21 protein-coding genes are annotated in these 20714 nt (G+C 61.5%); 6 read left to right on the top strand and 15 right to left on the bottom strand.

Annotated elements, in window-relative coordinates; genetic code table 11:
* Positions 1-38 precede the first annotated feature (38 nt).
* The 5 genes from CRO18_RS06430 to CRO18_RS06450 all read right to left on the bottom strand — a co-directional run bounded on the left by CRO18_RS06430 (position 39) and on the right by CRO18_RS06450 (position 3439).
* Positions 39-491, bottom strand: a complete 453-nt coding sequence (locus CRO18_RS06430; RefSeq protein ID WP_097081475.1) for a DoxX family protein — start codon at positions 489-491, stop codon at positions 39-41.
* A complete protein-coding gene (locus tag CRO18_RS06435) occupies positions 488-1228 on the bottom strand; it encodes a DUF2063 domain-containing protein (protein WP_170952573.1) in 741 nt (246 codons plus the stop codon). Before CRO18_RS06435 ends, CRO18_RS06430 begins: the two co-directional genes overlap by 4 nt.
* Positions 1215-2072 carry a DUF692 domain-containing protein gene (locus tag CRO18_RS06440; RefSeq protein ID WP_097081477.1) on the bottom strand — a complete coding sequence of 286 codons (858 nt, stop codon included), beginning with the start codon at positions 2070-2072 and terminating at the stop codon, positions 1215-1217. Before CRO18_RS06440 ends, CRO18_RS06435 begins: the two co-directional genes overlap by 14 nt.
* A 57-nt stretch (positions 2073-2129) precedes the next feature.
* Positions 2130-2375: a DUF2282 domain-containing protein gene (locus tag CRO18_RS06445; RefSeq protein ID WP_249276004.1), complete on the bottom strand. Its 246-nt coding sequence runs from the start codon at positions 2373-2375 to the stop codon at positions 2130-2132.
* Between the two features lie 425 nt (positions 2376-2800).
* Positions 2801-3439 carry a TetR/AcrR family transcriptional regulator gene (locus CRO18_RS06450; protein WP_097081479.1) on the bottom strand — a complete coding sequence of 213 codons (639 nt, stop codon included), beginning with the start codon at positions 3437-3439 and terminating at the stop codon, positions 2801-2803.
* A 159-nt stretch (positions 3440-3598) separates the two neighbouring features.
* Between CRO18_RS06450 and CRO18_RS06455 the strand changes: the two genes are divergently transcribed.
* Together CRO18_RS06455 and CRO18_RS06460 are read left to right on the top strand one after the other, a co-directional pair.
* Positions 3599-5146 carry a tannase/feruloyl esterase family alpha/beta hydrolase gene (locus CRO18_RS06455; protein WP_170952574.1) on the top strand — a complete coding sequence of 516 codons (1548 nt, stop codon included), beginning with the start codon at positions 3599-3601 and terminating at the stop codon, positions 5144-5146.
* A gap of 51 nt (positions 5147-5197) precedes the next feature.
* A complete protein-coding gene (locus CRO18_RS06460) occupies positions 5198-6868 on the top strand; it encodes a carboxylesterase/lipase family protein (RefSeq protein WP_097081481.1) in 1671 nt (556 codons plus the stop codon).
* A gap of 30 nt (positions 6869-6898) precedes the next feature.
* On the opposite strand, the gene CRO18_RS06465 is transcribed toward CRO18_RS06460, so the two are convergent.
* Positions 6899-7873, bottom strand: coding sequence for an MBL fold metallo-hydrolase (locus CRO18_RS06465; protein ID WP_097081482.1), 975 nt, complete (start codon positions 7871-7873; stop codon positions 6899-6901).
* A 200-nt stretch (positions 7874-8073) separates the two neighbouring features.
* Here CRO18_RS06465 and CRO18_RS06470 point away from each other — a divergent pair, with 200 nt between their 5' ends.
* From CRO18_RS06470 to CRO18_RS06485, 4 genes are all read left to right on the top strand, one after another.
* On the top strand, positions 8074-8754 hold the full coding sequence (locus CRO18_RS06470; protein ID WP_097081483.1) for a dihydrofolate reductase family protein: 681 nt from the start codon (positions 8074-8076) through the stop codon (positions 8752-8754).
* Between the two features lie 4 nt (positions 8755-8758).
* Positions 8759-10120 (top strand): MFS transporter, encoded by a 1362-nt coding sequence (locus CRO18_RS06475; protein WP_097081484.1) that lies wholly within the window; start codon positions 8759-8761, stop codon positions 10118-10120.
* Between the two features lie 116 nt (positions 10121-10236).
* On the top strand, positions 10237-10614 hold the full coding sequence (locus CRO18_RS06480; protein WP_097081485.1) for a DUF2255 family protein: 378 nt from the start codon (positions 10237-10239) through the stop codon (positions 10612-10614).
* Positions 10615-10699: 85 nt separating this feature from the next.
* The gene (locus tag CRO18_RS06485; protein WP_097081486.1) at positions 10700-11467 is read left to right on the top strand and encodes an SDR family NAD(P)-dependent oxidoreductase; all 768 of its coding nucleotides are present in this window, start codon (positions 10700-10702) and stop codon (positions 11465-11467) included.
* Between the two features lie 99 nt (positions 11468-11566).
* Here CRO18_RS06485 and CRO18_RS06490 read toward each other — a convergent pair whose 3' ends face one another.
* The 9 genes from CRO18_RS06490 to CRO18_RS06530 form a co-directional block, all read right to left on the bottom strand.
* Positions 11567-12412 carry an oxidoreductase gene (locus CRO18_RS06490; protein ID WP_170952575.1) on the bottom strand — a complete coding sequence of 282 codons (846 nt, stop codon included), beginning with the start codon at positions 12410-12412 and terminating at the stop codon, positions 11567-11569.
* Positions 12413-12439: 27 nt separating this feature from the next.
* Positions 12440-13594 (bottom strand): MalY/PatB family protein, encoded by a 1155-nt coding sequence (locus CRO18_RS06495; protein ID WP_097081488.1) that lies wholly within the window; start codon positions 13592-13594, stop codon positions 12440-12442.
* Positions 13595-13597: 3 nt separating this feature from the next.
* Positions 13598-14467, bottom strand: coding sequence for a DUF3737 family protein (locus tag CRO18_RS06500; RefSeq protein WP_097081489.1), 870 nt, complete (start codon positions 14465-14467; stop codon positions 13598-13600).
* 340 nt (positions 14468-14807) lie between these two features.
* On the bottom strand, positions 14808-15788 hold the full coding sequence (locus CRO18_RS06505; protein ID WP_097081490.1) for an endonuclease/exonuclease/phosphatase family protein: 981 nt from the start codon (positions 15786-15788) through the stop codon (positions 14808-14810).
* Complete coding sequence (locus CRO18_RS06510) at positions 15785-16858, bottom strand: sn-glycerol-3-phosphate import ATP-binding protein UgpC (RefSeq protein WP_097081491.1); 1074 nt, start codon at positions 16856-16858, stop codon at positions 15785-15787. Before CRO18_RS06510 ends, CRO18_RS06505 begins: the two co-directional genes overlap by 4 nt.
* On the bottom strand, positions 16858-17700 hold the full coding sequence (locus CRO18_RS06515) for an ABC transporter permease subunit (RefSeq protein ID WP_076483123.1): 843 nt from the start codon (positions 17698-17700) through the stop codon (positions 16858-16860). The genes CRO18_RS06510 and CRO18_RS06515 overlap by 1 nt, the downstream gene beginning before the upstream one ends.
* A 3-nt stretch (positions 17701-17703) precedes the next feature.
* Complete coding sequence (locus tag CRO18_RS06520; RefSeq protein WP_097081492.1) at positions 17704-18660, bottom strand: carbohydrate ABC transporter permease; 957 nt, start codon at positions 18658-18660, stop codon at positions 17704-17706.
* Positions 18661-18725: 65 nt separating this feature from the next.
* On the bottom strand, positions 18726-20021 hold the full coding sequence (locus CRO18_RS06525) for an extracellular solute-binding protein (RefSeq protein WP_097081493.1): 1296 nt from the start codon (positions 20019-20021) through the stop codon (positions 18726-18728).
* Between the two features lie 214 nt (positions 20022-20235).
* A complete protein-coding gene (locus CRO18_RS06530; protein WP_097081494.1) occupies positions 20236-20664 on the bottom strand; it encodes a YqaA family protein in 429 nt (142 codons plus the stop codon).
* Positions 20665-20714 lie beyond the last annotated feature (50 nt).

Here is a 20714-nt window from a genome sequence, read left to right on the forward strand (position 1 = left end):
TGGTCATGGCGGCGGGCGTGGCAAGCGCTAGCGCCATTTCACCGCCCCCCAGGTGCAGTTTCAAACCCAAACAAGCGGTCCAGCGAAAACCGCCCCGGGCCAAGCACCACCAAAGCAAAAAGCGCCGATGCCCAAAGCCCGTGGGTGATCCAAGCCTGCGGATAAACAAATATCTGGATCACCGCCGTCATGCCCATCAAACCCAGCGCCGAAAACCGGGTCAAAAGCCCCAAGATCATCAGCATTGGCAGCAAATGCTCCGCCGTGGTGGCCATCACCGCCGCGATTTCGGGCGGGATCACTGGCAGAGCATATTCATGCTCAAACAGGAAATAGGTGGAGGGTTTTATGGTGACCCCCTCCACCTTGGTGCGGCCCGATTGCAGGAACACAAACGCCGGAAAGAGCCGCAACCCGAGCGCGACAAGATCCAGCGGCACTTTCCCGGCAGACCGGGCGAGCCCTTGGGTAAGACGTGCAACGAAGGTCATGGCTCGGCCCTTTCACATAAAGCGCCCGCTTGCATCAATTGGAGCAAAAGCGCGGTTGGGTCAAAATCATCCATCTGGGCCGCAGCTTGCGCCAAGGTCTCACCTCGCTTCAGCCCGGCAATCAAGGCAGCCTCGGGCGCAGAGATGGCGCGCACGGGCACCTGAAAGGCGCGATCACGCAGGATCAACGCGATTTCCGCTGACTGGCCAATGGGTTCCCCCTCCCCACCCGGCTGGTTACGCTGCCAGATCGACACAGCAGGCGTTGCAAGATGCAGCACGAGAACTGAGGGATGCAGCGCCAGTTGGAGCCGTTCTGGGTCAGCGCCTATCAATTGCGCGGGCGAGATTGGCAGCGCGTCAGCTGCATGGAAAGCCTGCCCCCGCGCCCATTCGATCCGCGCCACGTCGCCCATATAAGGATAGGCTGCGAGCGGGGGAAAATGCTCCAAAAATGCGGGAAAGCTCTCACCCCATTCGTGCAAAACCGGGCTTTGCGGCGGATGCTTGGCAATAAATTCGTGCGCCATCGCGGCAAAGAACGCCTCCCCCACCAGACGCGCGATAACAGCAAAGCGTTGCGCAAGCGCGGCACCAAGGCTGACCGCGACATTGTTGCGATAGACATTGAAGCGGCGCTCCGCCTCTTCTGGCGGATCGGCCGTCACGCCTTGCGGCACCGCGCCGCCCGCCAAAGCTACCCCGAACCGGTCAAGGGTCTGACTATGCGGGCTCATGGGCGGCCTCGCATTGCAATATTTCCGTGGCGCGTTCGGCTTCTGCCGCCAGCACGGGCCAAGCGGGCACGTCATTATCCCATTCCACCAGCGTCGGCAGCGGGCCAGCCCTGCGGATCGTTTCCGCGTAAAGCGCCCAAACCGGGTCAGCGACCGCACTGCCATGCGCATCAATCAAAAGCGGGCCAGAGGGCAGGTCTTCCACCGCATGACCGCCAAGATGAACTTCGCCCACCGCATCAAGGGGGAAGTCGGCCAGCATCTGCCACGGATCGCGGCGATGATTGGTGCACGACACGAAGAGGTTGTTCACATCCAGCAAAAGCCCGCATCCGGTGCGCGCAGCAATGCAGCGCAGAAACTCCGTCTCAGGGATGGTTGAGCTGGCGAACAATACGTAAGTCGCTGGGTTTTCGAGCAATATCTGGCGACCAAGGGCGTCTTGAACCTGATCAATATGAGCGCAGACGGTGGCGAGCGTTTCTTCGGTATAGGGCAGCGGCAGCAGATCGTTCAGATAACCGCTGTCGTGGCTCGACCACGCAAGATGCTCCGAAAAGCTTTCTGGCGCGTAACGGTCACATAGGGCTTTCACGCGGGCGAGATGGTCCCGATCAAGCGGACGCGCTGCGCCAATCGACAGGCCCACCCCATGCACCGAAAGCGCGTAATCAGATCGCAAAGCGGCGAGTTGCGCATGCGGCAGCCCGCCTGCGCCGAGATAATTCTCGGCATGAACTTCAAAAAAGCCAACACGGCGGCGATCTGCACGGATCTGGTCAAAATGCTCTGGTTTGAAACCAAGCCCCGCCGTCGCGGGCAGGTTGGTGGGCAGATGGGTCATGGAAAAACCTCCCAAGAAAGGGAGGCGCAGAGGGTCCCGCGCCTCCAATGCGCAGGTTTAAGAGGCCATGTCACGGTCAAGCGCCATCAGCCCACCATGGCGCGCCATACCATCGGCATCGGCGGGCAGGTCCATCGTCATGCAGGTGCCCGCCGGAACGAGCTTCCACGCATTGCCCTGATAATCGACCTTCGAGGTGCCCGCGCAGGTCGTGCCGGGGCCGGCAGCGCAATCGTTTTGCCCGGCAAGCGCAACGCCATAGCATTTTTCCATGTCCTCGGCCTGTGCGGGCAAGGCCGCCATCGCGCCAAGCGCGCAAACCAGCGTGGCCCCCAAAGCAAGTTGCGTGCGGCGATGCGAGGTGGATGCGGTCATGATCAATCTCCCTATTGCTGAAGAAAGGCTCCCTTGCCCTTCAAAGAACAGTTCGCAGCGGGGCATGCATTCGTTACAGCGCTCACGCATCCGTGATCACAGGAGGGGTAACAGCACAGCCCGGGGACCAAGAAATGATAGCATTTCAATATCCTGAGAGCTTACCCTCACAATCGGAGCGGCTCTGGGCTGGCGTTATCGGAGCCAACAACACCAGAGTTGAACCGTTTGCGATGGCCTTGCGGGTGGACGCGCGACCAACGCGCCGATTTCGCGGTGACCGGAGGACATGGACATCACCCCGCGCAAACCTAGCCAGCCAAACTAAGACGCTCGCCCGCAAAGGTCACCCCTTACGGCTGCGTAAGCCCCCAAAGGATCAGCCGCACTGCCACCGAATAGGATTTCGTGAACGCCTGTACCGCAAAGGCTTGTTTCAGGTCATCGGGCACGGTTTCGGGGTCGCGCTGGGTGGCAATGTCAAATTGCGCCGCGCCTTGCATCGTCAGCATCAAGACCATACTCGCCCCGCGCGCTTGCTCTTCGGGCGCGCCGGTGAGCCGCGCGATCACATTGGCCACACGCAACCCCATCTCCCGCATCCGGCGTTTTTCTTCAAACAGCGCCTCATCCGAGACATTGGGCTCAATCACTGCAAAAAGCCGCGCGAGCAGAGCGAGGAACAACGGCACCTCGGCGGGCGCATGGGTCAGCACCTCGGCCAAGGTGTCTTCGGTGGCGGTGTCCTCGATCCGGCTCACCACCTCTTCCATCGTTTCAACAAAGAGCGCGAGGAACAGCTCTTCCTTGCTTTGCGCGTAAAGATAAAGCGTGCCCTTGGAGACGCCCGCCTCATGCGCAATCGCATTCATCGTCACCTTATCGAAACCATCTGAGTCGATCTTGCGCCGGGTTGCGCCCAAAATCGCTGTGCGCCGCGCCTCTTTCTCACTGTCAGAGCGGGCCCTTTTTTTGTTTTGCGGCAGCGTCATAGCGGATTTCCTCCCACAGAATCCTTTTAGGGCTTGATAAATGACCGGCGGTCACTATTTATCTGACCGCAAGTCAATTATAGGCAAGGCCGCCACGAAACACCAGCCTTTGGGGGTCTTTGACCCTTTTGACAGATGAAACCGAAACGGACGAGAGACATGAAGACCCCCCTTTTCACGAGTGCCCTCTTGATGACGAGCGCGCTTTGCGCGGCACCAGCACTGGCCGATAGCTGCGCGGCGCTCACCGGGCTTGACCTTTATGGCGTGCAAATCACCAATGCCGAAGCACAATCGGCGGGCACCCTGCCCCCTGATCCGATGAGCGCGATGACGGGCGGCTCGCCGCGCCCGGTTGCAGTGGGCGCGCATTGCCTTGTCGAAGGCAAGATCGAAGACCGCGAGGGTGTGAACGGGCGCTATGGGATCACCTTCCAACTGCGCCTGCCCGAAGACTGGAACGGGCGATTCCTGTTCCAAGGCGGTGGCGGCACCGATGGGTTTATTGCCCCTGCCACGGGGGCGGTGCCCTCGACCGGGTCGACGGCGGTGCCTGCGCTGCAACGCGGTTATGCCGTCGTCAGCATGGACAGCGGCCACAACGGGCTTGGGCTTGATTTTACCGCCGATCAACAAGCGCGGATTGATCTGGCCTATGCGGCGATTGGGAAAGTGAACAATGCCGCCAAAACGTTGATCCGCGCCTATTATACGCAACTCCCTGAAAAGTCGTTCTTCATGGGCTGCTCGAACGGCGGGCGCGAGGCGATGATGGCGGCAGAGCGTTTCCCGCTCGAATTTGACGGTGTGGTTGCGGGCAACCCCGGCTTCCATCTGTCGCGCGCGGCTTTGGGGGGCGTTTGGGATGTGCAGCACCTGCTGCCGGTCGCGCCTGAAGGCCAGCTTCATGCCGCTTTGACGCAAGATGAACTGGACACCGTTTCGGCAGAAATCCTGAAGCAATGCGATGCGCTGGATGGTCTGGAAGATGGGATCGTTGCCGCTTACGGCCAATGCGATTTCAACGCCGAGGCGCTGCGCGGCCAACTGCCCGACAATAAGCTTGATGCGCTGGTTGCGGTGATGGGCGGGGCCAAAGATCTGAATGGAAACGCCGTTTACACCGGCTGGCCGTGGGATCCGGGCATTGCCTCGGCGGGCTGGCGCGCGTGGAAACTTGGCAGCGCCGATCACCCCGGCCTGCATGAAACGCTCACTCTGCCCTCGACCGGGGCGGTCTTCATGACCCCGCCGCAAACGGTGCCCGACACCCAAGACTTTGGCGCGCTGGCCGAGGCCGTGGCCGATGTGGGCGGGTATTTTGATGCCGATGACACCTATCTGAGCAGCTTTGTCGCCCGGGGTGGCAAGATGGTGATCTTCCAAGGCGCGGCGGACCCGGTCTTTTCGGCCACCGATATCACCCGTTGGGTGGAACAATCGCGCGCCGATACTGGGGCCGATTTCGCGCGGCTCTTCGTGGTGCCCGGCATGACCCATTGCGGCGGCGGCCCGGCCTTTGAAGACTTTGACCCGCTGACGCTTCTGGAAAACTGGGACGAAACTGGCACCGCGCCCGAGGTGATGCCCGCCAAGGCCCCCTCGATGCCGGAACGGGAAATGCCGATCTGCGCCTATCCTGCCTATGCCGCTTACACCGGCGGGGATGTGAACGCGCTTGAAAGCTACACCTGCACCCAGCCCTAACACCCTCAACCGCCGCCCTTCGGGGCGGCGGCTTTCTATCTGGAGCCCCTCATGTCCCCTTCATTTCAAAACACAAACCTTCCGCGGCGCACCGTTTTGCAAGGCAGCTGCGCCGCCATTTTGGCGGCAGGGTTGCCCCGCTTCGCCAGCGCGCAGACCGAAGCAGCGCCGGTTGTTGCAACCCGTCAGGGCCTCGTCCAAGGCGTGACCGAAAAGGGCGTTTCGCGGTTTTTGGGGCTGCGCTATGCGCAACCGATTTCCGGCGCGAACCGCTTCTTGCCGCCGCAACCGGTGGTACCTTGGTCAGGCGTTTTTGTTGCCGACCGCCATGCTGATACCGCCCCGCAAGGGCCGGAACCTGTCTCCGGCACGCCGGTCACCCCCGCCTTTGCCCCGCCTGCTTACGTGAAGGCAGGCGAAGATTGCCTCGCGCTCAACATCTGGGCACCTGAGGGCGCGAAAGACCTGCCGGTGATGGTTTGGCTGCATGGCGGCGGCTGGCAAAGCGGCTCGGGCTCTTGCGCGATTTATGACGGCACGCGGCTCGCGTCGCGCGGCGATGTCGTGGTGGTGACGCTGAACCATCGCCTTGGCGCGCATGGGCTAACCGATTTCTCGCGCATTTTGGGTGGGGCTTGGGCCGAGAGCGCGAACCTATCCGTCAAAGATATGGTCGCCGCGCTCGAATGGGTGCAGGCCAATATCGCGGGCTTTGGCGGCGACCCGAACACGGTCACAATCTTTGGCGAATCTGGCGGCGGCTGGAAAGTGAACACGCTTTTGGGCGTGCCCGCGGCCAAAGGGCTGTTTCACCGTGCCATTGTCGAAAGTGGCCCGTTGACGCGCTTCCACACCGCAGAGGCCGCCGATGAGATCGCCCGCAAAGTTTTGGCCGCGCTTGGCATTTCCGAAACCGCACCAGAGGCGCTGAACACCGTCACGATGGAAGACGTGCTCGCGGCAGAGCGCAAAGTGATGGCAGAGACGCCGATGTCTTTCGCTGCGCCGGGTTTCCCCTCGGGCTTTTGGCCGGTGATTGATGGGCGCTTCATCACGCGCCATATCTATGACCCAGACACCGCCGAAAGCGCACGCGATGTGCCGCTGATGGTGGGGCAAACGGGCACCGAATTCACGCTTTTCATGCTGCAAGACGAAGCCGCTTACACGCTGGATGCAGAGGGGCTCGCCGCGCGCGCAAACCAAATGTTCGGCCCTGAAAATACGGCTTGGCTGTTGCAAAGCTACCAGCGCGATTTCCCGGCACTTTCCCCCGCGGCGCTTTGGTTCCGGCTCTTTTCCGATTTCGCGATGGGCGCTCTGTCGAATGAGATTTTGGATCAGCGCGCTACCTCAGGCACTGCCCGGGTCTACGCCTATCGGTTTGAATGGATGAGCCCGATTGCCGGGGGCAAGCTGTTCTCGCCGCATACGATGGAAATCCCGTTTGTGTTCGACAATGTTGCGACCGAAGCGGGGCAGGTGATGACGGGCGGCGGCACTGAGGCCGAAGCGCTTGCCAAAACCGTGTCAGAGGCGTGGGTGCAATTTGCGAAAACCGGCACGCCCGCCGCGCCCGGCCTGCCGCACTGGCCGCAATATGATACCACCACCCGGGCGGCGATGCATCTCGACCGGGCAGCGAAAGTTGCCCCCTATATTGATGCCAAGGCGGTGGCGCTGTTCCGGCAAATGCTCTGGGCCCGCGCCGGACTGAACTGATCCCAACGCCATCCCGGGGGGCGCGCACGGTTACCCGTAGCTTGCCCCGGGATCGAGCGCGATGAAGCGGGCGGGGTCAATCCCGGCCGCTTTGACATGCTCAACCAGCAAATCACGCGGTTCTTCGCGCGGCTCATCGGTAAGCTGAAAGGTGCCCCAATGGATACCATAGGCTTGGCGTGCGCCGACATCTTCAAAGATCTTCACCGCTTCATCGGGGCCGACATGTTGGGGCTCCATGAACCAGCGCGGCGCATAGGCGCCAATCGGAATGAGCGCGATATCGGGGCTGCCGTGGCGCGCGCGGATCTCGCGGAAAATCGCACCATCGCCATAGCCGGTATCACCCGCGAACCAAATCTGCCCGGCAGGTGTATCGATCCAAAACCCGGCCCAAAGTGCCATGCGCCGGTCCCGCAGTCCGCGCGAGGACCAATGGTTGGCGCGCGTCAGCGTGACCGAAATACTGCCCGAAAGCGCAACCGTTTCATGCCAATCCGCCGTGGTGATGCGTAGTGCCCTGCCCGCCTTGCGCGCCGTGGCATCGGTGCCCAGCGGCATCACCATATGCGGCGCATCGCGGCGATGCAGCTTGCGCAAAGTGGCAAGGTCCAGGTGGTCATAGTGATTGTGGCTCAACAGCACCGCATCGATCTTGGGCAAATCGTCAAAGGCGATCCCCGGCGCGGTAGTGCGTTTGGGCCCGGTGATCCCCAAAGGCCCCGCCCGGCGCGACCAGACCGGATCGGTCAGAATGTTCAAACCCGCCACTTGGATCAGCACCGAAGCATGGCCCACCATCGTGATCCGCGGCGCCTCGCTGCGCGCGGGCGGAACGGCGGGGGTAATGGCAACCTGTTTTGGCCATTGCGCCCGCTCGCCCGCCCGGTTCCAGCGCCAAATGTCCAAAAGCGAGCGATCCGGAGAGGGCTGACCCGGCGAATGAAACCGAAGGCCATCAAAATGATCGGTGATCGGGCCAGAGTGGTAGGGGTTGCGGGGCATGGGCGTCCTGTTTGTTGTTGGGGCAGAGATAGGCCGGCTGGCAAACCGCAGCAACGGGACAGGCCGGGTTTATTGATGAGTAGGGCTCATAGAAGCTAGCCGCTTTCGCGCATTCCCCTCTCCCGGCCAGCGGCCTAGCTCTAGCGCAAAGACGTTACGATCAACAAAGCCACCCAAAGCGGTGGCGCAGGAAGGCCTTCATGTCCCGCCCCGAAATTATTTGTCACATGCTCACCACTTTGGATGGGCGGCTCGAACCTGACCGCTGGCCCTATACGGTCGCGGAGTTGCTGGCCGTCTATGACCCCGTCGCCGCCAAGCTGGAAGCCGAGGGCTGGATCGCCGGGCGCCGCACGATGGAGCATTACCTGCCGCATGGGGAACCGCAGCTGCAAGACGCGCCGCAGCCGCGCGCAGACCACATCGCGGACAGCGCAGGCCGCCGACTTGGGATCGCCTTTGACCGCACCGGGCGGCTACGCCCGGAAAGCGGGGATCTGGATGGCGAGCATTTGGTGCTGGTGGTCTCAGACCGGGTGAGCCAAGCGCATGTAGATGATCTGGCGGCGCGCGGGGTGTCGGTCATTTTCTCCGGCCCTGATGGCGAGGATATCGCCGGGGCGCTTGCACGGATTGGCACCGCCTTTGGGGTAACGCGGCTGTTGCTTGAAGGCGGAGGCGAGATCAACGGCGCCTTTTTGGCAGCGGGTGTGATTGATGAAACAAGCACGCTCCTTTACCCGATCATCGACGGGCTTGCGGGGGAATCGGCGATTTATGACCACCGCGCCCCCTTGCCCGCGCAGGCCTTGGCGCTGATCTCAGTCGAAACGCTGACCGATGGCATTGTGTGGCTGCGCCACCGTGTGAAGCGGGGCTAAGCCGATGCCCCCTCACGCCGAAGCCCCGCCCGTTTTGCCGCTTGTGATTGTGGCGGCAGCCACCTGTCTTTCGCTCATTGTCTTCACCCAACCGCTCACCACGCTCGAGGCGATGACGCAGGCGCTTTCTCTTGGCGCGGCCGAACAGGCTTGGGTGATGAGCGCCATGCCTTTGGGCGCGGCCTGTGGGCTTCTGACGGCGGGCGCTTTGGGCGATACGACCGGGCGCCGTCGCACCTTTTTGGGCGGGCTTTGGCTCACCGCCATTGCCTCGGTCTTGGCGGCGGTTTCGCTCAATGGGCCGATGCTGATTGCGATGCGCATTTTGCAAGGCTTGGGCAGCGCGGGCATTATGGCCTGCGGGCTGGGTCTTTTGGGGCAGGTCTATCACGGGGCGGCCCGGCAACGCGCCGCCGCAATTTGGGCGGCGGGTCTGGGCGCTGGCGTGGCGCTGGGGCCGATCCTTGCCTCGCTTTTGCTTCGCCTTGGCGGCTGGCCCGCGATGCATTGGCTGCTCGCTTTGGTGTCGGCCAGTTTGGCGCTGGCTGCCGCTGCGCGGCTTCCAGAAAGCGCGCGCACGGGCGCCAAGGTCGATCTGGCGGGGAGCCTTGTTTTGATGCTGGGGCTCGGCGCGCTGCTTTACGCCCTGACCGAGGCGCGGCTGGGCGCGACCCCAACGGTTGGGATAATCGCCGCTGCGGGTGTGGTGCTGATGACGATTTTCGTGGTCATCGAACGGCGCGTGCCGAACCCGATCTTGCGGGTCGATCTGTTTGGGCGTGTGGATTTTCTGGGCGCGACGCTCGCCGCCTTTGCCTCTGGCGCGGGCGTGCTGGCGCTGATGTCGCTTGTCCCCACGGTGCTGGTGCGCGGCTTTGGCGAAACGCCCTTTGAAGCAGCCTTGATCTTGCTTGCTTGGTCGGCGGTGACGGTTTTTGCCGCCCTTGGAACGGGCTATTTGCCGAAAGGGCTCACCGCCCGCCAACGCGCGATTGGCGCGATTTTGGGCTGCACCTTGGGCCAGCTTTTGATGCTGCGCGCGGCTCCCGGGGCCAGTTGGGCTGCTGTGCTGCCGGGGCTTTTTGTGGCCGGGGTATCGAACGGGCTTCTGAACACCGCGCTTGGCCATGCGGCGGTGGCCACCGTGCCGCCCGAACGTGCCGCGATGGGCTCTGCCGCCAATAACACCGCGCGTTATTTGGGCTCCGCGCTCGGGATCGCGCTTGTTTCGGTGCTGATCGCGGGGCGCGACGGGGCGGATTTCTTTGCGGGCTGGCATGTGGCGGTTTTGGCCAGCGCCGGGCTGAGCCTTCTGGGCGTGCTCGCGCTCGCGGCCCTACGCGGCAAAGCGCATCCGGTTTCATGAGCCCCATTCATAGCCGCCGTTACGAACGCCACGCTAATCCGTGCGGCCCATTGCCCTAAATCTGTTTCAGACGCGGCGGGCGAAGACCCCACGCCATTGAAAAACAAGAGGATATCATGAGTAAGCTTTGGAGCACGGAGGAACAAGCGCAGATCGCCGCGACAGACTCCTTCCGCATCGCGCCTTACCGCGCGGATGGAAAGACCCCCGGCACGCCGACCTATATTTGGTTCGTGCAAGTGGAAGGGCGGCTCTTCGTGCGCGCCTATTCGGGCGAAAGTTCAAGCTGGTTTCAAGCTGGGCGCGCGCAAGGCGCGGGCCAGATCGTGCTTGATGGCACAGCGGTCGATGTGACCTTTGCCCCGGTTGACCCCGCGCTCACCGACGCGATCGACGCCGCCTATCGCGCGAAATACACCACCAGCCGCTACCTTGCGCCGATGATTTCGGCACGCGCCCAAGCGGCCACATTGGAAGTGCTGCCCCGCGCCTAAGCGGGCCAGAACGCCTCCCCCATTCAAACAGCACCAGCGCGCCCTTTGGCGCGGCTGACTGCGCATATCCAAGAAAGGACAGATCATGCAAAAGATGCTTGAAGGAAAAACCGCTATCGTCACCGGAGCCAGCCGGGGGATCGGCAATGCCATCGCCACGCTTTTCGCCGAAGAAGGCGCGAATGTCGTGATCACCGCACGCCACGAAAAAGGTGTGAACGACGCTGTTGCGGCCATCAAGGCCGCAGGCGGTTCGGCGATTGGCCTTGTGGCGGACTCCGCCGACCCCGAGGCCCCGGCCCGTGTTTTCAAAGCCGCGATCGAGACCTTTGGTCAAGTCGATATCATGGTCAACAACGCTGGTGTCGGTGAGATGTATGCGGTGGAAAAAACCACCGATGATCATTTTGAAAAGATCATGGGGATCAACCTCGTCGGCCCGTTCCGCTATTGCCGCGAAGCGGTGAACCACATGATGCCGCGCGGCGAAGGACGGATCATCAACATCTCTTCGGTGAACGGCATTTTGCCGATTTGCGGCGTTGCCTATACCTCGACCAAAGGCGCGATCAACACGATGACGAAGAACATCGCCATTCGCCTTTCGGGCACGAAAATCCGCGTCAATGCGATTGCACCGGGCGTGACCGATACCGATGCCGCGCGCGCTTGGGCCGCGGGCGAGCAAGAGGGCGGCGGCGAGATGCTTGAGTTTTCGGACAAATACACCAACACCACCGTGCCTTCGACCGACCCGCGCGATCAGGCCTATGCCGCGCTCTATCTGGCCTCGGAAATGGGCCGCGCGGTCACGGGCCAAGTGATCCAAGTGGATAACGGTCAGTTCCTCTGATCGGGCCACAAGCCAAAGCAGAGGGGCGCAGATATCCCTCTGCGCCCTTTTTTATGTTTGGGGTCTGGAGGATGCGCGGACTTCCCGCCCCGCGCCACTTTACGCGCCGGGCGGGAAGTCCGCGCCGAGCGTGACCTCTTTCCACGCTTCGGCGCTTTTGCGCATCTCTTCCACGCGCTCAAGCGCCCGATCATAGGCTTGTCTGCTCAGCAGCAAGCGCAGCGGCGGGTTTTCCGCCGCCGCCACCATCAGCACCGCCTCGGCAAGCTTTTGCGGATCGCCATCTTGGTGGCCCGACGCCGCGCGCAGGCCATCGCGCAGGGCACCCGAGGTCGCCTCGTAATCGTCAATCCGGGTTTGCGATTCAATCACCGAACGGCCCGCCCAATCGGTGCGGAAGCCACCCGGCTCGATGATCGTGACCTTCAATCCAAGCGGGGCCACCTCTTGCGCGAGCGCTTCCGACAGCGCCTCGACCGCGAATTTCGTGGCGCAATAATAGCCAAGCGCCGGGTAGGAAATCAGCCCGCCAATCGAAGAGAAGTTGATGATATGGCCTTTGCGGCGCGCCCGCATGCCGGGCAGCACCTTTTGCGTCAGCGCATTGAGCCCAAAGACATTGGTTTCAAACTGACGGCGAATTTCGGCATCTTCGCCTTCTTCGATAGCCGAGAAATAGCCGTAGCCCGCGTTGTTCACGAGCACATCAATGCGCCCAAAGCGCGCCTCGGCCTGTTCCACAGCCGCCGCGATTTGCGCCGCATCGGTCACGTCCAAAGACACGGCAAGGGCGTGGTCTTCATGCCCTTCGACCAATTCGGCCAGCGTTTCGGTGCGCCGGGCCGTCATCACCACGGGCCAGCCTTTTGCCAGCACCAATTTCGCGATTTCGCGCCCAAAGCCGGTCGAGCAGCCGGTGATGAACCAAACGGGAGTGTCCGTCATGATATGTCCTTTCCGTTGAGGGGATCGTTAGCCGAGAGCCTTGGCAAGCCGGGTCAGCCCGTCTTCCAAGCGCGCCCGTGGGCAAGCCATATTGAGCCGCAAAAAGCCTTCGCCCGCCGCGCCATAGGCAGTGCCAGCGGTAAGCCGAAGCAGGCCTTTTTCTTGCACCTGCGCGGCCAGCGCCTCGGCGCTTTGGCCATAGGCGTGGGCATCGAGCCAAGCGAGATAGGTCGCTTGCGGCGGGGTGAAGTGCAGCTTGGGCAGGTGGGTAGCCAGATACTCCGCCAAAAAGCGGCTATTCTCGGCCAAATAGTCCACAAGCGCCGCGTGCCACGCGGCCCCGTCGGTATAAGCCGCGATGGTCGCGGCAATGCCAAAGGGGTTCACATCGCAAACCTCATGCACATTCAACGCCTTGTCGATACGCCCGCGCAAATCGGGATCGGGCGCGACGATGGAGGCAATTTGCAGCCCGGCCAAGTTGAACGCCTTGCTCGCCGCCAAACAGGTAACGGAATTGGCCGCCACCTCCGGCCCCAGCGCCGCATAACATTGATGGCGGTGGCCCGGCATCGTCAGATCGGCGTGGATCTCATCGCTGACCACGGTCACGCCGTGACGCGCGCAAATCTCATGCAGGCGACGCAGTTCCTCAGCGCTCCAGACCCGGCCGACCGGATTGTGCGGGTTGCACAGCAAAAGTGCGCGGCAATCGGGATGCGCGGCGCGGCGCTCCAGATCGGCGAAATCCATCTCATAGCGGCCATCGCGCAGGATCAACGCGTTTTCCTCGACCCCGCAGCCCATGTTGCGGATCGAGGAAAAGAAGCAGTTATAGACGGGCGGCTGCAAAATAACCCGGTCGCCGGGGCGCGTCAGTGCGCGCAAAATCGCCGTCACCGCAGGTACGACGCCCGAGGTCACGAGCATGTCTTCGCGCGCAAACTGGTGGCCGTGGCGGCGCGCTTGCCAGCCCGCGACCGCGTCATAATAAGCCGCGGGCAGATGCGCATAGCCAAAGACCCCATGCGCAACGCGGGCGTGCAGCGCCTCCACAACGGCAGGCGCGGTGCGGAAATCCATATCCGCCACCCACATCGGCAGCACATCGGCGGGAGTATCATCCCATTTGGCGGCCCCCGAGCCGCGCCGCTCTACCAATTCGTCAAAATCGAAGGTCATGGCTTAGCGCGCTGCGGTTTCGATTTTGCACGCACCGGGGTTGCGGCAGTTTTCATCCAAGATCACCTCGCCAATACGCGGCGCGCGAATATGGCCCCCCGCCGGGTTCTTGACCGAGGTGATGGGCGTGGTGATCTCTGCCTGCAGCGTCGAATATTCAAACGCCAGATCGGCGTTTTCGTCCATCCGGCAGTTTTCCATCACAAGGTCGGTCGCATAGCAAAGCGGCTGCGTGCCCCGGATCGTGCAGTTCACCAGCCGCAGGTTTTTGGAATGCCAGCCAAGGAATTCGCCATCGAGCACACAATCGGTAACGGTGACATTTTCCGCCCCCCAGAACGCGTCTTTCGAGGCCAGATGCGAATTGCGCAAGGTGACATTGCGCGCATCTTGGAAGGAGTAATTGCCCTGAAGCGTCATCCCCTCCACCTCAAGGTTGATGCCGTTCATCAGCACATAATCGGCCCGATCCAACACGACGTTGCGCAGCTTCACCTGTTCGCAGTTCCAAAGCGTTTCCGCCGCATCGGGGAAGCGGCAGTTTTCCAACGTCAGGCCCCGCATCCGGCGAAACATCTTCGGCGCTTCCACCGTGCAGCCCCGCATCAGCATGTTTTCGGAATACCAAATCGCGGCGCGGGCACCGGGGCGGAACAGGCTGTGCTCCACCGTCACCCCATCGCAATGCCAAAACGGATATTTGCCCGCAAACTCGCTATTGCGCACCAAAAGGTTCTGCCCATGCTTGAGCGCGGATTCCCCAACGCCAATGCGCAGCCCCTCCAGCACCGTGTCATGAAGCGCATAAAGCGGGCGCTCCCCTTCAAAATATTGGTCCGTGATCGTGGCGGGAAAGGCGGCTTGCGCGGTCATGGCGTGGCTTTCTGTTCAGATGCGGCGACTATGACCCGAGCGGGCCTGCCCTTTTCAGCAGGGCGCGCCTTTAAAGATGTCTGACAGATAGCGCCCATGCCCCACGACAATTAGAGGGCCGCCAAGACAAGCGTTCATGAAAACCACTCATCAATCGGTGTGAAAAATCAGGGCCAAAGCCGCGCCCACTCGCGAGGGGGTTCGGGCGCGGCTTAAAAGGTGTTAACCGACGCAAACAAAGAACAGGACGGTTGAGACAGGCGGGGAAGCTTGGCTGTGGAATTTCCACAGCCCTACCCAGCCATATCTGAACCGCGCCTTAGGCCCGCAATCCGAACCCTCAGAGCAGCGCCTCGATTGTGGCTTCCACCCGGTCGTGGTCCGAAAGCGGTCTACCATTGGCATCGAGGCTTGAGTGGATCAGTGTTTCCCCTAACCGCAGCCCGCGCGAGAAAAACCAATCAAGCTTCATCGCGCGTTCGGGAAAGCGGGTGATCAGGCTCGGGCGTGTTGTCGGCTGAGTTTCCGGACCGCCGTGCACCTCAAACCCGGCGGCGCGGGCCAAATCGAACAGCGTTTCATCGCGCCAATCGCCGCCGATGTGGTTGCCAGTGTTCAAATCGCCCCCCATCAAAACGGGCCGATCGGAGAAATGGGTATCAAGCGCCGCGATAATTGCGGCCACTTGCGCGGCACGATGCGCAGCATCGCATGCGCTTTCAAGATGGGTGGAAACAAACACGATCGGCCCTGCCGTCGTGGCGATTTCAGCCCCCACCGCAATGCGCCCGCCCAAACGCGGTTGGCCCGCATCGCCATACCAATGCCCCTGCCCCGGCAAGCGTAAGACGAAAGCCTGGTTCAGCGGTGCACGCGCCAAAAGCGCGTTGCCATGAAAGCCATGCGTGTTGAACGTATCGGTACAAAAGCTGTGCTCTATTTCAGACCCCAAGCCTAGCTCAAGGAATTCAAGCCCATAGGCATAGGCCATGCCAAGCTGCTGGCCGATATCGGCTGTGGTGTGGCGTTGCGCGGTGCGCGCCATGCCACAATCCATCTCTGACAAAAGCAGCACATCCGCCCCCGCCAGTGCTTGCGCCGAAGGCGCGGAGAACAGGCAACGTTCAAGGTTCCACGCCGCGACACGAAGCGGCAGCCCGAGCGGCGCGCCGGGGGCGGTGCCACCCACCTCCACTTGCGTGAAGGCGGGCACTTGGCGGGCGAGGTCATCATGGGCTGTGCCCGCGCGCGCAGCGGTGACAAACTCTGCGCGGAGCGCCTGCGTAGGGACATCAAGCGCCGAAGTCTTTTCAAAAATCATGCACGCACCTTTGCGCTGCGATGGACCGTTTGCGGCAAACGCTTGCCGGTGATCGCATCGAACAAATGCAGCGCTTCAGGAGCCACCCCCAGATGCAGTTGCGCGGGTAACTCCGCCCCCGAGGGCAGGCTCACGCACAGAGGTTGGTCTTCGACAAAGCCATGCACCACGCGGCCCGCGCCCAATTCCTCAATCACATCAATGCGGAACGGCAGCCCGCCCGAGGGCAAAAGCTGCAAATCCTCGGCCCGAATGCCGAGCGTGACGGCCCGCGCCTCGCCCTCGACCCGGCCCAGATCAACGCCCGCAAGCCGCAGATGCCCGGCCTCAATCCGCGCATCAAGCAGGTTCATCGCCGGCGCCCCAATGAAAGCGGCCACAAAGGTGGAGGCGGGGCGGTGATAGACCTCAAGCGGGCGGCCCACTTGTTCGATTTGCCCGCCATTGAGCACGACCAAACGATCCGCCAAGGTCATCGCCTCGAGTTGGTCATGCGTCACATAAAGCGCGGTGGTGCCGAGCCGCTTTTGCAGCTTACGGATCTCGCCGCGCATGGTGACGCGCAGTTTCGCATCAAGGTTCGACAGCGGCTCATCGAACAAAAACGCGGCGGGCTGGCGCACGATCGCACGGCCCATCGCCACCCGTTGACGCTGACCGCCCGACAGGGCACGGGGCTTGCGGTCAAGGTAAGGGTGCAACTCCAGCATCCGCGCCGCTTCTTCGACCCGCGCGGCGATCTCATCTTTCGGGATGCGGCGGTTCTTGAGCCCCCAAGACATATTCTCCCGCACCGTCATATGCGGGTAGAGCGCGTAGTTTTGAAACACCATCGCAATGTCGCGCTCGGCGGGCTCAAGCCGGTTCACAACACGCGCACCAATGGTCACCGTGCCTGCGGAAATGTCTTCCAGCCCCGCCACCATCCGCAAAAGCGTGGATTTCCCGCAGCCCGAAGGGCCAACCAGCACGATAAACTCGCCATCGGCCACAGAAAGCGACACATCGCTGACCGCTTGCGTGCCACCCGCATAGGTCTTGCCCACGTGTTCAAGAAGGATTTCGGCCATCACTTATCGCTTTCCGTCAGGCCCTTGATGAAGAGGCGCTGGAACGCGAGCACGACGCCCAGAGGCGGCAGCATCGCCAGCACCGCAAGGGCGAAGGCTTCGTTGTAATCGGGGATTTGGCTGCCGATCCAGACTTGCAGGATCGTCTTGATGCCGCGCATCAGGGTGAAGAACCGCTCATCCGTCGTCATCAGCATCGGCCAGAGGTATTGGTTCCAGCCATAGACGAACATGATGATGAAGATCGCCGCCATCATCGGGCGGGAAAGCGGCACCAGCACGCCTAGGAAGAACCGCACCGGCCCGGCGCCATCAATCCGCGCGGCTTCCAGCAGCTCATCGGGGACCGATTTAAAGAACTGCCGGAAGTAGAACGTGCCAGTGGCCGAGGCCAAAAGCGGGATGATCAGCCCCCAATAGGTGTTGAGCGCATGAAGCTGGCTCATCACCTGATAGGAGGGCATGATCCGCACTTCGAGTGGCAGCAAAAGCGTGGTGAAGATCATCCAAAAGATCGGCGTGGCGAACCGGAACCGGAAGTAAACCAGCCCGTAAGCCGCCAACATCGACACCACCACCTTACCAAGCGCAAAGCCAAGGCCAAGGATGGTGGAGTTCATCACCATCCGCGCGCCGGTCACGGTGCCGGTAAAGCCGCCTTTTTGCGTCAGCACCTTTTCATAGGTGGCCATCCCCTCTCCGCCGGGGGAGAGGAAAAGCCCGTTCATATGGATTTCGGTTGCAGCATGGGTCGAGGACATGAAGGCCATGACCACGGGCGTCACCAGAAAGGCCGCGCCCAAAAGCAAGATCAGGTGGTCGAAAGGTCTGAAACGTTGCATGGCTTATCCGTAATGAACCCGGCGCTCAATCAGCCGGAATTGCGCCACAGTGAGCGCGGCGACGACCACCATCAAAATGACCGATTGCGCCGAGGAACCGCCGATATCATTGCCTTTGAAGCCATCAAGATAGACTTTGTAGACCAGTGTGATCGGGTTGTTGGCGGGTTTGTCTTTCACCATCACGTCGATGATCCCGAAGGTATCAAAAAGCGCATAAGTGATGTTGATCACCAGCAAGAAAAAGCCGGTGGGGGCCAAAAGCGGCAAGGTCACATCGCGAAACCGCCGCCAGCCCGAGTGCGCATCAATCAACGCGGCTTCGCGCACGCTTGAAGGCACGGCCTGAAGGCCCGACAGGAAGAAGATGAAGTTGTAGGGGATTTGCTTCCACACCGCGACGGTGATCAACGCCACGGCGGTATCACGGTAATCAATCCCCACCCGCATCTCCCACCCAAAAAGCGCAGCGGCTTTGGTGAAAGGGCCGATATGCATGTCAAACATCATCATGCCGATCAGCCCCACAACCGGCGGCGCGATGGCATAAACGGAGATGAGCGCGGTTTTATAGGCGCCCGAGCCGCGCATCACCGCGTCCGCCTTCACCGCAAGCAAAAGCCCAAGGCCGAGCGAAAGCGCTGTGACCGTGGCTGCAAAAAGCGCCGTGAACCCGGCGATATTGCGATATTCGGTTGAGGAGAGCGCCTCGCGGTAATTGTCCAGCCCAACGAAAGCCGCGCCAAAACCAAACGGGTCCTCAAGGTAAAACGAGGAGGTCACCGCCTGCACCGAGGGCCAGTAAAAGAAGATCGCCACAATCAAAAGCTGCGGCGCCACAAACAGCCAAGGCGCCAGCGGGCGGTCAAACTGCGCGACTTTGGCAGGATGCGCGGAGGGCCGCGTCCACCATTGGCGCAGCCGCAATAACGGAGAAGGGACAACAGGCGAAGCGGTCATCGGCGTCTTTCAATGGGGAAAGCTCCGGAGGTGTCCCTCCGGAGCCAAAGTCAGTTGAATGGGGCTCAGTTCGCGGTTTTGGCGAATTTCGCCAAGAGCGCATTCGCTTCCACTTGGATCGTGTCGAGCGCGTCTTTCGGGCTCACTTCGCCCGAGAAGATGCGGTTGAATTCACGCTCTTCGATGGAACGGATTTGCGGGAAGAAGCCCAGACGATAGCCCTTGGTCCATTCGCCACCCGGCAGCATCAGCTGTTGGATGCCGACTTCAGCGACCGGCTTTTCGTCATACCAGCCCTCGGCTTTCGCCATTTCGTAAGCCGCCGTGGTGATCGGCACATAGCCGGTGTTTTCATGCCAGTAGACTTGGATTTCCGGCGAGGTCAGGAAGCTGAAGAATTCCGCCGTGCAGGCATTTTCTTCCGCGGGTTTGCCCGCCATCGCGAAAAGCGCCGCGCCCCCGATGAAGGATTGAGTGCCTTCGCCAAGCGAGGCCCAATAGGGCAGGAACTCTGCCGAGAACGACATGGTGGCGGTTTTTTGCAGACCGCCGAAGCTGCCCGAAGAGCCGATCCAGAAGGCCACTTTGCCCTCTTCGAACGGTTTTTGGTTGTCCGCCCAACCCGCGCCATAGAAACCAAAAAGACCCGCATCTGCCCAAGCTTTGAGCTTATCGAACATCATCACGGTGTTGTCGTCATTGACGATGATCTCGGTGCCTTCGATCCCGTCATAGCCGTTGTTATTGGTCGCGAATTGCTGGTTGTTGCGGGACTTGAAGTTCTCCATGAACATCCAGGTCAGCTGCGAAGCGGTCAGCGGAATGTAGCCCACTTCTTTCAGCTTCGGCGCAACGGCTTCAAACTCTTCCCAAGTGGTCGGCGCTTCAACGCCCGCGGCTTCCAGCGCCTCGGTGTTGATATACATGATCGGCGCGGAAGAGTTGAACGGCATGCCGACGAATTTGCCATCGGCATCGGCGTAGAAGTTGCGCACGCCCGCAATGAAGTCTTCACGGTTGAAGGGTTTGCCCGCTTGCACGATCAGATCTTCAGCGGCAATCGTCGCGCCTTTGGCGGCCATGATCGTGGCGGCACCCGCGTCGAACACTTGCAAGATGTTGGGCTGTTCGCCCGAACGGAACGCGGCGATGCCCGAGGCCAGCGCCTCTTCATAGGTGCCTTTCGAAAGCGGCGTCAGATGACAAGCCTGCTGCGCCTCGTTGAATTTCATCGAGATTTCGTTGATCACTTCGCCATTACGGCCCCCCATGCCGTGCCACCAGCTGATTTCGGTTTGGGCCAGCGCCGAAGTGGTGGTCAAGGCGGCAACAAGCGTTGCGAGGGAAACGGTTTTGAGCATGGGTCTCTCCGAGGTTCAGTTCGCGCGGACCCTGCCCCGAGGCAGTGACAAAATGTTAACCTTTGCGTAACGGTTCGATGAAATCCGCCCAAGTGCAACGGCGGCGACAGACCTGCTGCGGGTCTATCCCGCTGTATCGGCACCGGTTTTGGCCGCTCAAGATCACCAATCGTACCAAAGGTGGGCTGGCGGTTTGGATCACATTGCCATCAAGTCACGAAAGCTGAACCGTCGCCCAAGCCAGCACGAGATAGCGGCCGCCTTTTGCCAAAGTCACCACGGCTAAAAACCGCCACAACGGCTCGCGCAAAAGCCCCGCCGCAAAGGTGAGCGGATCGCCGACAATGGGCAACCAAGCCCCCCAAAGGCTCCAATGCCCCCAACGCGCATAGGCCTTGCGCGCACGTTCTAAAGCTTTGGGCGAGAACGGAAACCAACGCGCGCCAGCGTGATGGGCCAAAAAGCGACCGAGCCCCCAATTGATCAGCGCGCCCAGCACATTCCCCGCTGTCGCCACCACCAGCAGCCCCCAAAGCGGATGCGCCCCCGCAAGGATCAGCCCAACCAGCACCGTTTCCGATTGCGCGGGCACTAAGGTCGCGGCCAAAAGCGCGGCGAAAAACAATCCGATCAGTGCAAGCATTTAGGGTCCTGTGGTGATTGTGACCGCGTTCACCACAGGCAGGCCGCCAA

Origin of the sequence: Rhodobacter sp. JA431 (assembly GCF_900217725.1) — a bacterium.
Lineage (GTDB): Bacteria > Pseudomonadota > Alphaproteobacteria > Rhodobacterales > Rhodobacteraceae > Rhodobacter > Rhodobacter aestuarii.

Coding starts and splice junctions, on each gene's coding strand:
- CRO18_RS06475 (WP_097081484.1), top strand. CDS start 8,759: ATGCCCCCTCACGCCGAAGCCCCGCCCGTTTTGCCGCTTGTGATTGTG.
- CRO18_RS06460 (WP_097081481.1), top strand. CDS start 5,198: ATGTCCCCTTCATTTCAAAACACAAACCTTCCGCGGCGCACCGTTTTG.
- CRO18_RS06450 (WP_097081479.1), bottom strand. CDS start 3,439: ATGACGCTGCCGCAAAACAAAAAAAGGGCCCGCTCTGACAGTGAGAAA.
- CRO18_RS06525 (WP_097081493.1), bottom strand. CDS start 20,021: ATGCTCAAAACCGTTTCCCTCGCAACGCTTGTTGCCGCCTTGACCACC.
- CRO18_RS06470 (WP_097081483.1), top strand. CDS start 8,074: ATGTCCCGCCCCGAAATTATTTGTCACATGCTCACCACTTTGGATGGG.
- CRO18_RS06455 (WP_170952574.1), top strand. CDS start 3,599: ATGAAGACCCCCCTTTTCACGAGTGCCCTCTTGATGACGAGCGCGCTT.
- CRO18_RS06480 (WP_097081485.1), top strand. CDS start 10,237: ATGAGTAAGCTTTGGAGCACGGAGGAACAAGCGCAGATCGCCGCGACA.
- CRO18_RS06510 (WP_097081491.1), bottom strand. CDS start 16,858: ATGGCCGAAATCCTTCTTGAACACGTGGGCAAGACCTATGCGGGTGGC.
- CRO18_RS06485 (WP_097081486.1), top strand. CDS start 10,700: ATGCAAAAGATGCTTGAAGGAAAAACCGCTATCGTCACCGGAGCCAGC.
- CRO18_RS06530 (WP_097081494.1), bottom strand. CDS start 20,664: ATGCTTGCACTGATCGGATTGTTTTTCGCCGCGCTTTTGGCCGCGACC.
- CRO18_RS06440 (WP_097081477.1), bottom strand. CDS start 2,072: ATGACCCATCTGCCCACCAACCTGCCCGCGACGGCGGGGCTTGGTTTC.
- CRO18_RS06505 (WP_097081490.1), bottom strand. CDS start 15,788: ATGATTTTTGAAAAGACTTCGGCGCTTGATGTCCCTACGCAGGCGCTC.
- CRO18_RS06430 (WP_097081475.1), bottom strand. CDS start 491: ATGACCTTCGTTGCACGTCTTACCCAAGGGCTCGCCCGGTCTGCCGGG.
- CRO18_RS06490 (WP_170952575.1), bottom strand. CDS start 12,412: ATGACGGACACTCCCGTTTGGTTCATCACCGGCTGCTCGACCGGCTTT.
- CRO18_RS06500 (WP_097081489.1), bottom strand. CDS start 14,467: ATGACCGCGCAAGCCGCCTTTCCCGCCACGATCACGGACCAATATTTT.
- CRO18_RS06515 (WP_076483123.1), bottom strand. CDS start 17,700: ATGCAACGTTTCAGACCTTTCGACCACCTGATCTTGCTTTTGGGCGCG.
- CRO18_RS06465 (WP_097081482.1), bottom strand. CDS start 7,873: ATGCCCCGCAACCCCTACCACTCTGGCCCGATCACCGATCATTTTGAT.
- CRO18_RS06520 (WP_097081492.1), bottom strand. CDS start 18,660: ATGACCGCTTCGCCTGTTGTCCCTTCTCCGTTATTGCGGCTGCGCCAA.
- CRO18_RS06445 (WP_249276004.1), bottom strand. CDS start 2,375: ATGGCGGCCTTGCCCGCACAGGCCGAGGACATGGAAAAATGCTATGGC.
- CRO18_RS06495 (WP_097081488.1), bottom strand. CDS start 13,594: ATGACCTTCGATTTTGACGAATTGGTAGAGCGGCGCGGCTCGGGGGCC.
- CRO18_RS06435 (WP_170952573.1), bottom strand. CDS start 1,228: ATGAGCCCGCATAGTCAGACCCTTGACCGGTTCGGGGTAGCTTTGGCG.